Origin of the sequence: Absiella sp. AM29-15 (assembly GCF_003434225.1) — a bacterium.
GTDB classification, from domain to species: domain Bacteria; phylum Bacillota_I; class Bacilli_A; order Erysipelotrichales; family Erysipelotrichaceae; genus Hoskinsella; species Hoskinsella hominis.
The window spans coordinates 1-15,371 of sequence record NZ_QVFL01000014.1 but is presented as its reverse complement, the minus strand read 5'-3'; the positions used below and the strand labels follow the sequence as shown (position 1 = coordinate 15,371).

Here is a 15,371-nt window from a genome sequence, read left to right as displayed (position 1 = left end):
GCTTGTCCTCTCTGCCCCTTTCGCTCCGTACCCGTTCGGGAGATGGCTCTTGAGTGCGCTTTTCAGAAAAAAGTTGAAAAAAGCAAAATGCGCCCGTCCGCAAGACGCGGACGGGCGCAAAGGAAATGTAAGCAGTAGCTAAATGTATTGACAGTTCACATTCATAGCCGGAATATCCCGCTTGCGGAGCATAGCTTTTTTTGACCGCAAAGCATTAGGCGGGTTACAGTAAATAAAAATGGACACGGCGATACCTCCCCGATACCGCCGTATCCTTAAAAAAGGGCGACTTTAATACACTACCCGCAATCCATTCTATAATAGGGAACAGCGGCTTTTGCGCAATATTAAATAAAAAAGCCGATAACACATAGGTTTTTTGACCTAATGCGTTATCGGCTCTGCGTCTATGCGTCTGGCACTTTTAATCATTTTTTTTTGAATTTATTATATGTGTTAGCTAACTGTCCACAAGCCGCGTTAATCTCTCTGCCATGAGAAACTCTCATAGTAACTTCAAGTCCTGCTTGCTCTAATTGATGTTTGAATGCAACTATTTCCCGTTTCTGTGGTGCTTTAATTCTTGAATTGCTTGTTGGGTTGTATTGTAACACGTTAATCATAACTTTTTTGCCCCGAAACCATTTTGCAAGTTGTCTTACATCTGAGGGCCGGTCATTTATACCCGGTAAAAGCAAATACGCAAAGACAATTTTGCGATTATGCCTTTCAGAATAGGATAAGGCTTGCTTAACAACATCTTCAATAGCATATATGCGCATGTGAGGAATAATACGATTTCTTGCAGATTGTGTTGCTGCGTGTAAAGATATTGTCAACTGAATTTTAAGATGTTCCTCGCGCAATTTTTTTAATTGATCGACCGGACCAACTGTTGATATGGTAATGCCGTCGGTTGGAAAGTTGAGCCCATATCTATCTCGGAGAATATGGATTGCTTTTATCAAGTTGTCATAATTGAATAAAGGCTCTCCCATACCCATAAAAACGATACGGTTTACTTTTCGACGCAACAATATAATCTGTTGTACGATTTCTGACGATGTTAGATTACGAACAAAGCCATTTCGCCCGGACTCACAAAAAATACAACCAACAGGACAACCGACTTGTGTGCTCACGCAAACAGTTCCACCATCTCGCCGCTTGATAAAAACCGTTTCAATGTATTTGTTGTCTTTCAGTTCGTAAACATACTTTTCAGTATCACTGCTTTTGCAAATATTTTTTACCAACATTGATAGATTTTTTTTGCGTGGTAATTGCTTATATAATTCTTCATATAAGGCTTTTGCTTCATTCTCGCCAATAACTTCCGACATTTCTTTGTAAGTAAATCCGTATGGATCATTCCGTACTTCCGCAGGCGTATATTTAGGTAAACGTTTCATTTTTATATCCTTTCTTCTAAATAATAAAAGTTTGTTTTTCTGTATTTTTGATTACAATCTCTAATTTTTCTACATCAATGATATGCGTCAATTTGCATTTAGGGCAGAAAAGAGGAAAATCTTTTAATACAGTATTATGAAATACTTGAACTCTCGTCTTTCCGTTACAAATCGGACATTTTATCCAATATTTTTTAAGCATTATATTTCACTCGTCCTTTTTACACAAAAAAATGCAGGTCAATCCTCAACATGAGCATTGACCTGCATTTATAATGCACAGAGCAGTACAACAAAACTAAGGCATAGCTTGCACTATGTCTATACTATATCTATACGTCGTTAGTTTTTTGTATAGCATCCGCAAAATAAGCATGACAAAAAAGCCCATGTTGAAAATGGGAAAATCCTTTTTTTCAATGCTTATCTAATACGCATGCTATGCAACATAAACGCCGCCTCCTTTTACATAAATTTTATTTTATCAGAAAATCAGTCTACTGTCAATACACAACAGGAAGTATTTAACCTAATGATATGAATTGTGTGGACATATCCAAAAAGAAAGGTGAACTGTAAAATGTAACAGGGTGAATGAAAATGGCAAAAAGACCCGTACCATTGTACGACTTTAAGGCTTTCGGGGCAGCTATAAAAGCCGCGAGAAATGAATACGGCGAGAGCCGCAAAAAGGTAAGCGACGAGTTATATATTTCCCCGCGCTACCTTGCGAATATCGAGAACAAGGGACAACAGCCGAGTTTACAGGTATTCTATGACCTTGTAACCCGGTATCATATTTCGGTAGATCAATTTTTCTTCCCGAACAGCAATGCGGAGAAATCCACCGGGCGGCGGCAGCTTGACGCGCTGCTGGACGGTATGAGCGATAAAGGCATACGGATTGTAACCGCAACAGCAAGGGAGATAACGGAAGTCGAAAAAGCAGAGGATTAACCTCACAATATGAGAAATCGGGAGATTGCAGCGCATGGCGGCTGCAATCTTTTTTTGCGTCCAAAATCAAAGGAACGCGCAACAAATACCGCCTTTCGGTGGGGGTATGGAGTAGATAGCAAGCACAGCAAACGAGTACCCGTTTGCGGAAAATGCTTGTTGGGATAATCCCAAACCCTTATACCGAAAGGCGGTGCGGAAATGGAAAACCGAAAGAGAAATATACAGATGAAGTTTTACGTTACGGAAGAAGAAAAGCGGCTGATCGACGAGAAGATGAAGCAGCTTCCCATAAAGCAGTATGGGGCATACTTCCGTAAAATGGCGATAGACGGGTATATTCTTGTCGTTGACCGAAGCGACACAAAAGCATATATCCGGGAACTGCAAGCGGTGAGCCGGAACATCAACCAAATTGCAAAACGCGCCAATGCGACGGGGACGGTTTACAGGCAGGATATAGAGGACATTAAAAAGGCGGTGGACGAGATATGGCGGTTACAAAGACGCACCCTATTAAATCAACCTTAAAGGCTGCGATAGACTATATCTTAAATCCCGAAAAGACAGACGGGAAGCTGCTTGCGTCCTCTTTCGGCTGCGGGCTGGAAACCGCCGATATTGAGTTTGCATGGACGCGGGAAGCTGCCGGAGATCGCGGCACACATTTAGGGCGGCACTTGATACAATCCTTTGCGGTGGGAGAAACCACACCGGAAGAAGCGCACAAAATCGGCATGGAACTTGCCGGGGCGGTATTAGGCGGCAAGTATGAGTTTGTTTTGACAACTCACGTCGATAAAGACCATCTGCATAATCACTTGATTTTTAACTCGGTCAGCTTCGTTGACTACAAAAAGTACCATTCCAACAAACAAAGCTATTACCATATCCGGCGCACCAGCGACAGGATATGTAAAGAGCATGGGCTATCCGTCGTCGTGCCGGGACAGGACAGAGGGAAAAGCTATGCGGAATATACCGCCGAAAAGCAAGGTACAAGCTATAAAGCCAAGCTGAAAACGGCGATAGATAACCTCATTCCCCGAGTGAAAGATTTTGACGAACTGCTGCGCCGCTTGCAGGAAATGGGATATGAAATCAAACAGGGCAAATACATTTCTTTCCGCGCCGCCGGACAGGAACGGTTTACCCGCACAAAGACGCTCGGCGCGGCCTATACGGAAGAAGCGATAAAGGAGCGTATCAAGGGCGTGTATGTTGCCAAAACAAAAACGCTGCGGGAAGATAAAAAAATCCGGCTTGTCGTTGATCTTGAAAACAGTATCAAAGCCCAACAGTCGGCGGGCTATGAACGGTGGGCGAAAATCCATAATCTGAAACAGGCTGCTAAAAGCATGAACTTCCTAACCGAAAATAAGATTGAGTATTACAGCGAACTTGAAAGCAAAATCGCGGATATTATGACCGCCCATGACGCGGCGGCAAAGGCGGTTAAGGAAGTGGAACAGCGTATGTCTGATTTGTCGCTGCTTATCAAGCACACCACCACATACCGACAGTTAAAACCGATTTACGATGAATACCGAAAATCGCCGGACAAGGAAAAGTATCTGCGGGGACATGAAAGCGAAATTATCCTGTTTGAAGCTGCGGCAAGGGCATTAAAGGAAATGCAGATAAAGAAGCTGCCCGATCTCGCCGCGCTGCGCAAGGAGTATAGAAGCTTAAACGACAGGAAAACCAAATTGTATGAAGATTATCGGCAAGCCAAGAAGCAAATGCAGGAATACGGCGTTGTCAAAAAGAACGTCGATAGTATTCTTTACCCGTCCCAAAGCAGGGCGCGGGAGCAGGAGCGATAAGGCGCAAAACATGGGGTGGCAAGTGGAATGTTAAGGGCTGAAAACGCCTGTGTTTCTGCGGCTTCCAGCGCATGAAAACGACATAGACGATAAAGTATATTCAAACCCGCAAAAACGGCTTTCTAATTGTCCACGCAAGGACAAAAAAAGAACAGGGGCTATTCCTCGTCGGTCAAGATAAACTCCCTTTCGGAAAACTCGCTGTCCGTCATGGCTTGCAGCTTGTTCACCGCTGCGGCGGCAAGCTGGCGCATATCCTCGTCCATGTAGGGCATGGCGGCAAGGATATTTTCAAGCGTTGTTTCCCGGCTGTCCTCGGCGTAGATCGCAACAATGTTTTCTTCCTCAATGGTAAAGCGGGTATTCATGCTATCAAACCTCCAAATCCTTTTTATGCTCTTTCTGTTTATCTTTCGGCTGCTGCGCCGCCTGTTTCTTGTATTCGTCCAGCTTCTTCAAAATGGACGGTTTTTTCTGCGGCTGTTCCCGTTTCTCGGCTTTTACCGCTTTTGCAAGGTCGGTAACGGAAATCGCTTCCCCCGCCTTTGCCCGCTGCTCAAAATCCGCGACGGTGGGCGTTTGCGGCGTATTATTGATAAGCCCGTCAAAATTGTTGTCGTTCTGCTCTATGGTGTCCTCGACGTGCTTTAAGGGATTATCCCGCTGCGGCTGCTCGGCGGCTATGGCATAAGCCTGTGTGCCATTTCCCATAATGAGATACTTCCCGTCCTCCGACGCATGATGAAAACCAAAGCCCGCCGCTTCGATCTGTTCACGGCTCATATCGGTAATATGAAAATTGCCCCTCGGCGTTCTAACGGTTTCACCCGTCAAAAGGCTGTCGGGGGTCGCTTCCGGCTGCTGCTTTTCAAGCTGCCCGTCCTTGTAGGAATATCCTTGCGCCGCGATTGCTTCAAGGGTCTTGCCCGTAACGTCGCCATAAATCCGCTTGTCTGCGTCAACCAGCATTTGCAAAGTGTCTTGTACGGTGTCGGACAAGGCTTGCTGCTGTTCGGGCGGCAGCTTGTCAAATACGGGGGTCTGCTGCTCCTGCAAAAACTCCGGCACTTGCTGAAAACCGATACTGTCTACATAGTGGGCGGTGTCCTCGTCGTTCTGATGAAGCACAACAATGTCGGAAACGGAAAGGCTATGCCCCTTAAAGTCGGCGGGGTGGTCGATATTAAACCTTTCCCAAATGTCGCCCAGCGTCATATCCTTTGTAAGCGGTGCAGTATAGACGAGTTCATAATTTACCCGGTCAATGGTAAGTCCAGCCGCTTGCAGACGGTCATAAGGCTCAAAGCGCAAGTCCCTTGTTTCGTCCCCGCGCTTTAACTGATAAATGGAAAAGGTATCGCCCTGCTCCTGCTCGGCTTGCCGCTGCTGCTGCAACTCGGTAAAATGCCCCTCAATCTCGGTAATGAGTTCCTTTGCGGTGGTCTGTATTGTTTCAAGGGACGCTTTTAACTCGGTCATTTCCTTGCCGCTGCTCCAACCAGCCACATAGCCGAAAGAGTAATCGGAAGTATCAAGGCCGAAATGCTGGCAAACCGTATAAGCGACGCTTTCCGCTTCTACCTCGCAGGTATGGCGGTCAACGCGGTTTTGCTGCTCCGGCGGGGCGTTTAAGTCTACGTCGTGCAGCTTCGCATGGGCGATTTCGTGAATGGCGGTCTTTACCGCCTGTAATTCACTCACGCCCTCTTTGATTGCAATACGCTTGTCGGTCAAACTGAAATACCCATTTGCGCCGTTTGTGATCTGCTCAAATGCAATCGGGACGGGGGACGCTTTTTCAAGGGCGGCGAAAAAATCCTCGTACTGCTCCACATCGGCAAGCAGCGGTTTAACGGAAAGGTCGGGAAACTCCTTGCCCTCGGTCTGCGAAATATCAAAGACGGTTATAACCTTAAAGGCGGGGACGGTGATTTCCTTTTCTTCCTTTACCACTTTTCCCTCGCGGTCAAGCATGGGCTTTCTCGTTTCGGGGTCGATTTTATCAACCAGCTTTTTCACCTTGTAGGGCGCGGGGGCAAAGATTTTAATGCCTTTCTCGCCTTTCTTTACATGGCGGTCAAACTCCTTTTCCCATTGACGGAAGCCCATTACCAAATTGCCGCCCTGCATAGCAATTAGGATAGTGTTATTCAAACTATAATCATGGAACTTTGACATAGCGGTTAGAAACTCTTTGTAGCGGTCGCTGTCAAAAATCGCCTGTACGCCCTGTTCCAAACGCGCGGTGATCTCCTTTACCTTTTCGGCGGGCTTTTCGGAAGTAAGGATAATGGGGACGACGGGGCGGGGCTGCTGCGGCTCTGCGGCCTGTGCGTCTGCTTGCTGCGTTTCGGCTGCGTCCATATAGGCTTTGTCCTGTTCGCCGCGCTCCGGCTGCGGGTAACTCATAATGCGGTATTCTTCCGGCACTTCGCGCCCCTCAAACTGCCGTTCCCACTCGTCGCCGCTTTCCACGATATAGCCGTACTCGGTAAACGCGCCTTTTTCCTGCGCGGCAGCGTTCCTGCCAAAAGTAGAAAGGTCAATGCCGCCTTTCCATTCTTCGGGCATTTGTACCATGCCGGATTGATTTAAGTAATAGTCGCCCAAATCGTGGTAGTTATGTACTTCGGGGATATGGACGTAAAAATCCACGTTGTAGGTGAAGTCAATTACCTGTCCAATATTTGCAAGCCCGTTTTTCTGCTGCAAAGCTGCGTTCAGCTTGCCAACCTCGGCGGGGTCAAGCTGTTCGAGCCGCGCCGCAAGAAAATTGAGTTCGTCCACGTCGGCGGCGCATACCATTTCATAAGGCAAGGCAATATGTTTCTCCGGGTCGTCGGAATAGCCGCGAATGGAAAAATCCTGCGGGTTGTCGGCGGTAATGCCGACGTTCCGCATAGCTTCGTGCAACTGCTCCTTTGTGGCGGGCATATCCAACCAATAGCCGCCGGGGTCGCCCGCGTCAAAGCGGCTGCGGTTGCCTATCATAATAGAAAACTGTTCGCTCATGTGTTCACGCTCCTTTTCCTGCCCGGTATTTTCGGGGATAGCTGCCGCCTGTTGCTGCTGCGGGGGTTCTTCGCCCTCTATGGTGTAGTCCGGCATGAGCATACCGTTTACTTTGAAATAGTCGGCGTACTCCTGCGGGATAGGCGGGGAGATTTCCGTAAACAAGCGGTCATACGCTTTGATACGCCCATTCAGATACTTTTCCATAGCTGCCTTGTCGGTGAAAACCTTTCTATCTTGTCCGGCAATCTTCGCTTGCCCGTTCCTGTTCGGGCTGTTGGTATAAACGCCCCATGTGAGAGAATAGGAGTAAGGGACGCTTTGCTGCTTCTCCCTGTCGTAACGGGTGTTTTCGTAAATGTGGTAATTCATCTGATATACCCGGTTGCTGCGAATATGGCGGTTATGCTCGGTGGTCTGCCACTCGTTAGCGGTGTGCTGGACGTGCGGCGTTCTCACATATTCAAGTGTTTTATCCAGCAAAAGCGTTCTTCCCGCCTGTTCTTCCCATGCGGCGGCGCGTTCTTTAAGGTCGTCAAAAATCGCCTGTTCTGCCGCCGCGCTTTCGCTGCGCATGGAAAGTAGCTGCGCAATCGGCAAGGAAGCATAAGGGGCAATCTCCCTGTCCTTTGCTTCAAAATATATCCGGCGTTCTATCCGCATGGTTTCGGCGGCTTCTAATTTGTCATGGTCGTATGAGGAATACGGCATATTCTTTCATCACGTCCTTTCTCGGTCATATAAGGGTTTGGGACTATCCCAACAAGCAAAATGCCCGCGCTCTCTATGGGAAGCGCGGGCATTTCTCGCAAACGGGTACTCGTTTGCTGTGCTTGCTATGTAGTTGTTTTTATCCGTAAACGCCTGTTTCTCTCGCTTTGGGCTTTCTGTCTGCGGCGTATCTTTGCCGCGCAATCGGGGCAGTATTTCGCCCGGTTGCTGCCCGCCGCAAACGTGCTGCCGCATACCGCGCAACGCTTCAAATCGGTTTCCCCGCTGCGGGTGATCTGTTCGCAAAGCTGCCTGTCGGCGGGTAATACCGCTTCGCGGAAATAGCGGCATAGCAGCGAATAGCTGATACTCTGCACACAAACGCAAGTTTCCCCGTCGTCCAGCAGCAGACAATTCCCGCAATCGTTGTTTGCACAAGCGGCGCGGGTCATTTTCTTTACGGCGCGGTATTGCTTTTCATCAAGCCTTATCATTTTCGGTTCTGCTCGACGCGGAAGTTTACATACTTGCCGCCTGTGTCGGCAAGCAGCACAACTCCGTCAAAGGTCTTTCCCGTCTTGGTCGAGTACATACCTTTGATTTTTACCTTTCCGTCTTTCAAAAGGGCGGCGGCAATCGCCTTTGTGAAAGCCTTTTTGCGCTGCTCAAAAAAGCGGTCATTCTTCCACATCACAAAGCTGCAAGCCCTGTCGGAGCAGTAAAAGTTTTTCTTGCCCTCGTAAACCGCCGCGCCGCAACGGGGGCAAGTGCCGATTGCTTCCCGCTGCGGGGTAAACAGCTTCGCTTTATCCTCGGAAATCGCGGAATAGGTCTTGACAAGCCCCGCTGTCATTTCCTCAATCCCGCGCATGAAGTCGGCGGGGCTGTCGCTGCCCTTTGCAATCCCGGTAAGGCGCGTTTCCCATTCTGCCGTAAGCTGCGGGGACGTAAGGCTGTCGGGCAGAATAGCGACAAGGTTATACCCGTCCTTTGTGGGGATTAGCTTTTTGCCCTTGCGCTCGGCAAAGCCCGCGCTAATGAGTTTTTCAATGATACCCGCCCGCGTCGCGGTGGTGCCTAACCCTTTGCGCTCCGCGTCCTCCGGCGTGTCCTCCTTTCCCGCACTCTCCATAGCCGAAAGTAACGTATCTTCGGTAAATGCCTTTGGGGGCTGCGTGTAACGTTCGGAGATCTCCGCTGCCGGATTGTCAAAGGTCTGCCCCTCGGCAAGCGGGGGTAAAACCGCTTCCGGCTCTGCGTCCTCGTCCTGTTCCCCGGACGCGGCGCGGGATAGTCTTTCAATCTCGCGCCAACCCTCACAAAGCGTCGTCCTGCCCTTTGCGGTAAAGGTATAGCCGCCGCAAGTGAAAACCGCCGTAACCGCTTCATACTCATAGGGCGCGGCAACGGCGCAAAGCAGTTTTGCGCACACAAGGGTCATTAGCTTTTTCTCACTTTCGGCAAGGGAAGAAAAGCCCGTTTTCACAAACTCCGCTGTCGGCAAAATGGCGTGATGGTCGGTTACTTTGCTGTTGTCGCAAATCCTCGCAAGGTCGGCTTGCAGCTTCACGCCCTGCATAAAGGGGAGAGCAGCGCAAAGGCCGGTGATAAGTTCCTTTGTGCTGCCCTCCATATCGGAAGTGATATATTTGCTGTCGGTGCGGGGATAGGTCAAAAGCCGTTTTTCATAAAGGGCTTGCGCATAGTCAAGGGTCTGTTTCGCCGTAAACCCATACAAACGGTTTGCTTCCCGCTGCAAGGCGGTGAGGTCAAACAGTTTCGGCGGGGCTGCGGTCTTTTTCTCTTTTTTAAGGGAAGTACAAACGGCCTGCGATTTCTCGCAAGCCGCTTTCATCTGCCGCGCCGCCGCTTCGTCGTCCTGCCTTTCGGAAAGGGCGGCAACGCCGCCAACGTCCAGCCGGACGACATGATATTTCTCTTTCTTAAAGCTGCTGATTGCATAGTCGCGGTTTACCAGCATAGCAAGGGTGGGCGTTTGCACTCTGCCGACATTCAATGTTTTATGGTAGAGGATAGAGAAAAGGCGGGTCGCGTTAATGCCAATGAGCCAATCGGCCTTTGCTCTGCAAAGCGCGGATTGATAGAGGTTGTCATAGCCGCGCCCGTCTTTGAGATTTGAAAAGCCCTCGCGGATTGCACTTGCTTCCATGCTGCTAATCCAAAGGCGGGAAAAGGGCTTTTTGCAATTCGCCTGTTCATAGACAAAGCGGAAAATGAGTTCCCCCTCGCGCCCGCTGTCGCAAGCATTGATAATCTCGGTAACGTCGCTGCGGTGCATAAGGTCTTTGAGAATGGAAAACTGCTGCTCCTTGCCGCTGGCAACAATAAACTGCCACTCCTGCGGGACAATGGGAAGATCGTCGTACTTCCATTTACGGAATTGTTCATTGTAGGTCGCCGCGTCTGCAAGGCTAATCAAATGCCCGATACACCACGACACAAGGTAGCCGCCGCCCTCAAAATATCCGCTGCGCTTTTCATTCGCGCCCATAACGGCGGCAATCGCCGCCCCGACGCTCGGTTTTTCTGCAATTACAAGTTTCATAGATTATCGTCCTCCTGCTCGGTCTGTTCGGTTTCGACTACTTCCGTTTCCTCGTCGTCCTCGTCAAAATCAAGGTCGTCAAGGCTGCTGCTGCCTTTCGCCGCGTCCTTTTTGGGCTTCAAAATCTTAAAGTAGTAGAACGCGCCGCCGCCCGCTGCGGCAACAAGCAGCACGACAAGCAGAATACCCATGCCGCCGCCTTTTTCTTCTTCCGGCGGCTGCTCGGTTTCTTCCGGCTCCGGCTCGGCTTCCTTGCCCGCGCACTCGCTCATGTTGACGCTGCAAACGGGACAATCGGTGTTGACGCTTCCGGCAACGCATTTTTCAGTACAGCTACAAACGGGGGCTTCGGTCTGCCCGTCCTCCATAAGGGCGGTTAAATCCGCTTCGTCCACTTGGTTAAGGAAATGGACGGTATTTTCCCCGTCCTCGGCGCGGTCAATGATGATGTAAAAATAGTTTCCGTTTTTCGTAACGACGGTAATAAACTGCTTATCGCCGGACGCTTCGCCCGTTATGTCGTCCACAAGGCTCATGTTGCCCTCCGGCGTTAAGGGCTGCGGCTCATAGCCGCCCGTCGTTTCTTCCGGCTCGGTTTCGGTTACGGGGGTAGGCGGCTCGTCGCTCACATCACCGCCGCCCGCAAAAGCGGTAACAGAAAAGCCGCCCATGAGTACAAGGGCGGCAAGCAAAGCGGTAACGCTGCGGAACAGTTTTTTATGCTTCATCTTCGGTTTCCTCCTGTTCGTCGGTGTAGTCTGCGTCCGGCTGTGGCAAGGCAATTTCGCCGCTGGCGTAAGCGGAGAGGAACGCGGCAAGCTGCGCCCCGTCAAGGTGTACCGCTTTCACCATTTGAACGATCTGCGCGTTTTCTTCCTCGATTTTCTGCGCTTCAAGGTCTTTCAGCCTTTTTTGGTATTCAAGGATTTTCGCCCTCGTTTTCTCAATATCCCTTTCGATACGGTCAAGTTTCGTGTTTGCCATAGAAATAAACTCCTTTCAAAGTCAGTTGTAATGTAGCCGCCCATAGGCGTAAAAATGGGATTGCCAATAGCTTGTATCAAGTTTTGCGTATTGTATCGGGTCGCCACAATGCAGCATGACGGGGCTTCCGTCCCCGTCCTCGCCAACGTAGATACCCACATGAGATACCCCCGGCGTGTCGTATGTACCCGTAAAGAAAACCAAATCCCCCGGCTGCGGGTTGGAAACGCGGGTTGAAATGTTGTAAAGCCCTTGCGCCCCAAGTCTGCCCGTATTGTATAGGCCGCTGTTCGTCAATACATAACTCACAAAGCCGCTGCAATCAAAAGAGGTTTCCGGGGTGCTGCCGCCCCACACATAGGGAAAGCCGACGTATTTATCCGCTTCCTCTATGAGCCGCGCAAACTGTTCATCGGAATTAAGCAGCGCGGCGGGTACTTCATAATCGGCGGGCGGGTTTTCATAGTATTTAGACACATAGCCGGACGACGGGAACAAATCGGGGCGGTTTCCCAGCGACGACATATACATAGCGTACATGGATAGCTGTTCCTCGCCCATGATGTAGACGGGGACATGGGAAAGGTTGAAGTTTTCCAAATCCACATGGAGAATGTAATAGTTGTAGGGTACTTCAACCTCATATTCGTTGCCCTCGCTGTCCGTCCTCGTTTCGGTGCGGTATCGTACCTGTACTTCTTCCTCAACGGTCAAGATATACTGTTTCTCAAAGAGCATTTCAAGGGTGCTTTGCGCTTCATCAAGGGTAAACACGCCCTCATGCAGCGCGGAAAGGATAGAGATTAGCACATAGGGGTCATGCTCGATCTCGTCCGCGTTCACCCGGTATTCGTCATAGCCGGGGTATTCGCGCTCGATATTATTCAGCATATCTTGTAACTCGGCTTCCATAGCGGCATACGCGCTTTCCGCGCCTGTAATATCCGCGTCCTCGGAAAGATAGGACGACGCAATTAAGCCGCTGCCGCTGTTGCCGCCAAAGAGGGAGCAAGAGGACAAGCCGCCGAAAAGCAGAAGCACGATAAAGGCAATCCCGCCCACAAGCAAGCAGCCTTTCCAGTGCCGGACGACAAAGAACGTCGCCCGTTTGGTTTCCTGCGCGGTTTTCTTCGCCGCCTTTGCGGTGGCTTCGGCGGTCTTTTTCACTTTGCCGCCCGCTTTCAGCGTCTTTGCATACTGCTTTTTAATGCGCTGCTTCTGCCAAAAACGGGAAATCGGGTTTGAGTGCGCAAGGGCGGGGTTATCGTGCAGCGCCTTTTGATAGAGGAAATCGGCGTTTGCCTTTACCGCCTTTCTCTCGGCTGCCGCCGCTGCCCGGTAGGGTTTCAGCTTGTGGCTGCGTATGCCGCGCTTTACCGTCCGCGCCGCCATACCGCCCGCTTTCTCGCCCGCAAGTTCTACCCTGTGCCCGCTTTCCACACCGACATTTTCTTTCTCAACCTCGTAGATTTTCCCATGTACGGTGCTGTTCAACTCCTGCGCCGGACGGGACAAGGGGTTATGCCGCAACTTGCCGTTTGGGGGCTTATCCGTCTTTTCAAAGGAAAGGCGCGTCTTTGCCTTGCCTTTCGCTTCGTCAAAAACGCGCTCTTTCTTGATTTTGGTCTGCTTGGGGATAGCCGCCCGCGCTGCGTCTAAACGGTCTGCCGCTTTCTCGGATTTACGGATAGATTTCTGCAATTCCGGCGTTGCCCGTTCCGCTTCGGAAAACTGCAAGCGGGAAGTATGGGTTTTTAGCTGCGCCGCGTCAAGGGCTTTTTTCCCTGCGCCCTTTGCCGCTTGCCGTTCAACCTCTGCGCCGATACGGTCAACAGCCTTTTCTGCCGCTGCGGTAGGGGCTTGGGAATAGTTTTCCTCCTGCGGCCTTTCGCTGATACTCGTTGTTTCGCCCGTCGTGAGGTTTTCCGCAACCGCCCCGTCGCGGGTCATTTTCTGCGTTACCTTGTCGGGGGCTTTCCATTCCTTGCTCAATCTTCATCACCTCCAATCCGCTGTTTTGCAAGGGTGCAATAGTCGGGGTTTAACTCAATGCCGATATAGCGGCGGGAAAGGTGCTTTGCCGCCGCTGCGGTGGTGCCGCTGCCTAAAAACGGATCAAGGACAATCCCGCCCACGGGACAGCCCGCCAAAATGCACGTTTCCGCAAGTTTGGGCGGGTATGCTGCGAAATGCCCGCCATGATACGCGACATTGTTGATCTGCCAAACGTTGCGACGGCTGCGGACGGGACAAATCAACTCGTCGGCGTATGCGCCCTTTTCGCGGGGGCGGTTGATTTTCTGCGGCTGGTTTTGCCCCGGAACAGTAACGTTATACTTGTTTCCTTTGCTAACTCCGCTTTTCAGCCGCCCCGCCGTTGTGGGGGCTATCGGCTCGGCTACTGCTTGCCAATTGTAGTAATACTTCTTTGACTTGGTAAGCAGAAACACATATTCATAGCAGCGGGTCGGCCTGTCCCGCGTGCTTTCTGGCATGGGGTTTGTTTTGTGCCAAATGATAGAACTGCGCAAATACCAACCGTCGCCCCGCAAGGCAAGGGCTACAAGCCACGGAATACCGATTAAATCTTTGGGCTTACAGCCGGGGGCGCGGTGGTTGAACGCCACTTGCTGCCCGTTCCTGCCTTTGGGATATTTGGGGTCTTGGTGGTCGGCTTTGCTGCCTGTGCCGCAATAAGTGTCCGCGATATTCAGCCAACAAGTCCCCTCCGGCGTAAGCACCCGCTTTACCTCATGGAATACCGCCGTAATGCGGGAAACATATTCTTCCGGCGTTGCTTCCCGTCCGATCTGCCCGTCTGCGCCATAGTCCCGCAAGGCATAGTAGGGCGGGGACGTTACGCAACAATCAACTGCGTTTTCCGGCAAGGTTTGAAGCACCTGCAAGCTGTCGCCGCAATAGATTTTGTCCGTTTCTATCCTCATGCCGACACCTCGCCGGGTTTGGTCGTCATGACGCGGTACAGTTCCGTATCCTGCGGGAAACGGTCAATAAAGGGCAAAATCACGTTGCCGTAGAAAATAAGCCCCTCGCCCGCGTCGGAATGGGTTACATAGGTCATTTGCTGCTGCGAAATGTTAAGCTGCTTTGCAAGGATTTCCCTGTCGCCCTGTGCTTGGTTGAGCATATAGACAAAATCGCTGTTTTCAAAAACGTTTGAAACTTCTCTGCTCGTCAAAAGGTCTTTGACGTTCTGCGTGATACCTGTCGGAATACCGCCCCACTTCCTAAAACGCTTCCAAATCTCGACGCTGTATGCTGCGGTCTGTTCCTCTTTCAAGAGTAAATGAAATTCGTCGATGTAATACCGCGTCGCCTTGCCCTCGCTGCGGTTTACCGTTACTCTGTTCCATACTTGGTCTTGGACGATAAGCATACCGACTTTTTTAAGCTGCGTACCGAGTTCCTTAATATCAAAGCAGACAAGGCGATTATGAATGTCAACGTTTGTCCTGTGGTTAAAAATGTTCAAGCTGCCGTTTACATAGAGTTCCAATGCCGCCGCGATACGCTGCGCTTCCTTTTCCGGCTGCTTCTTGATCTCGTCGTAGAGGTCGCCCAAAATCGGCATATTCTCCGGCTTCGGGTCGGCAAGGTAGTTGCGGTACACGCTGATAACAGCGCGGTCAATCAAGGTCTTTTCGACAGCTTCCAGCCCGTTTTTACCTCCCATAATCAACTCACAAAAGGAAAGGATAAAATCGCTCTTTAAGGCTATGGGCGTGTCGCCCTCGCTGTAATTGAGGTTAATATCCATAGGGTTAATGTACTGCGTGCTGTTCTGCGAAACCTTGATAACCTGTCCTTTCAAACGTCCGACAAGGGGGTAATAGTCGACTAAGTCAGCGAGATTACTCCCGCTTTCTCGTCTAAGAACCGTAC

14 protein-coding genes are annotated in these 15,371 nt (G+C 50.4%); 3 read left to right on the top strand and 11 right to left on the bottom strand.

What is annotated here, in order from left to right:
• Nucleotides 1–428 precede the first annotated feature (428 nt).
• A complete protein-coding gene (gene rlmN, locus DW761_RS13930; RefSeq protein WP_002584956.1) occupies nucleotides 429–1,412 on the bottom strand; it encodes a 23S rRNA (adenine(2503)-C(2))-methyltransferase RlmN in 984 nt (327 codons plus the stop codon).
• A 16-nt stretch (nucleotides 1,413–1,428) separates the two neighbouring features.
• Nucleotides 1,429–1,614 carry a cysteine-rich KTR domain-containing protein gene (locus DW761_RS13925; protein WP_003431289.1) on the bottom strand — a complete coding sequence of 62 codons (186 nt, stop codon included), beginning with the start codon at nucleotides 1,612–1,614 and terminating at the stop codon, nucleotides 1,429–1,431.
• A gap of 398 nt (nucleotides 1,615–2,012) precedes the next feature.
• Between DW761_RS13925 and DW761_RS13920 the strand changes: the two genes are divergently transcribed.
• From DW761_RS13920 to DW761_RS13910, 3 genes are all read left to right on the top strand, one after another.
• The gene (locus DW761_RS13920) at nucleotides 2,013–2,369 is read left to right on the top strand and encodes a helix-turn-helix transcriptional regulator (protein WP_002584957.1); all 357 of its coding nucleotides are present in this window, start codon (nucleotides 2,013–2,015) and stop codon (nucleotides 2,367–2,369) included.
• 201 nt (nucleotides 2,370–2,570) lie between these two features.
• Nucleotides 2,571–2,900: a plasmid mobilization protein gene (locus tag DW761_RS13915; protein WP_002584958.1), complete on the top strand. Its 330-nt coding sequence runs from the start codon at nucleotides 2,571–2,573 to the stop codon at nucleotides 2,898–2,900.
• Nucleotides 2,861–4,195, top strand: coding sequence for a relaxase/mobilization nuclease domain-containing protein (locus tag DW761_RS13910; RefSeq protein ID WP_055143071.1), 1,335 nt, complete (start codon nucleotides 2,861–2,863; stop codon nucleotides 4,193–4,195). The genes DW761_RS13915 and DW761_RS13910 overlap by 40 nt, the downstream gene beginning before the upstream one ends.
• A 158-nt stretch (nucleotides 4,196–4,353) precedes the next feature.
• On the opposite strand, the gene DW761_RS13905 is transcribed toward DW761_RS13910, so the two are convergent.
• The 9 genes from DW761_RS13905 to DW761_RS13865 form a co-directional block, all read right to left on the bottom strand.
• On the bottom strand, nucleotides 4,354–4,563 hold the full coding sequence (locus tag DW761_RS13905; protein ID WP_002584960.1) for a transposon-transfer assisting family protein: 210 nt from the start codon (nucleotides 4,561–4,563) through the stop codon (nucleotides 4,354–4,356).
• A 4-nt stretch (nucleotides 4,564–4,567) separates the two neighbouring features.
• Nucleotides 4,568–7,918 (bottom strand): YodL domain-containing protein, encoded by a 3,351-nt coding sequence (locus tag DW761_RS13900; protein WP_117471272.1) that lies wholly within the window; start codon nucleotides 7,916–7,918, stop codon nucleotides 4,568–4,570.
• Between the two features lie 125 nt (nucleotides 7,919–8,043).
• A complete protein-coding gene (locus DW761_RS13895) occupies nucleotides 8,044–8,412 on the bottom strand; it encodes a cysteine-rich VLP domain-containing protein (protein WP_002584962.1) in 369 nt (122 codons plus the stop codon).
• Nucleotides 8,409–10,484 carry a type IA DNA topoisomerase gene (locus tag DW761_RS13890; protein WP_002584963.1) on the bottom strand — a complete coding sequence of 692 codons (2,076 nt, stop codon included), beginning with the start codon at nucleotides 10,482–10,484 and terminating at the stop codon, nucleotides 8,409–8,411. Before DW761_RS13890 ends, DW761_RS13895 begins: the two co-directional genes overlap by 4 nt.
• Nucleotides 10,481–11,212 (bottom strand): DUF4366 domain-containing protein, encoded by a 732-nt coding sequence (locus DW761_RS13885; RefSeq protein ID WP_055143068.1) that lies wholly within the window; start codon nucleotides 11,210–11,212, stop codon nucleotides 10,481–10,483. The genes DW761_RS13890 and DW761_RS13885 overlap by 4 nt, the downstream gene beginning before the upstream one ends.
• A complete protein-coding gene (locus DW761_RS13880; RefSeq protein WP_003508256.1) occupies nucleotides 11,202–11,468 on the bottom strand; it encodes a DUF4315 family protein in 267 nt (88 codons plus the stop codon). Before DW761_RS13880 ends, DW761_RS13885 begins: the two co-directional genes overlap by 11 nt.
• 21 nt (nucleotides 11,469–11,489) lie before the next feature.
• Nucleotides 11,490–13,460 carry a C40 family peptidase gene (locus DW761_RS13875; protein WP_055143066.1) on the bottom strand — a complete coding sequence of 657 codons (1,971 nt, stop codon included), beginning with the start codon at nucleotides 13,458–13,460 and terminating at the stop codon, nucleotides 11,490–11,492.
• Nucleotides 13,457–14,413 (bottom strand): DNA-methyltransferase, encoded by a 957-nt coding sequence (locus tag DW761_RS13870; RefSeq protein ID WP_055143064.1) that lies wholly within the window; start codon nucleotides 14,411–14,413, stop codon nucleotides 13,457–13,459. Before DW761_RS13870 ends, DW761_RS13875 begins: the two co-directional genes overlap by 4 nt.
• Nucleotides 14,410–15,371: VirB4-like conjugal transfer ATPase, CD1110 family (locus DW761_RS13865; RefSeq protein WP_394336556.1), on the bottom strand; the 962-nt coding region annotated here is incomplete at its 5' end. The genes DW761_RS13865 and DW761_RS13870, both read right to left, overlap by 4 nt.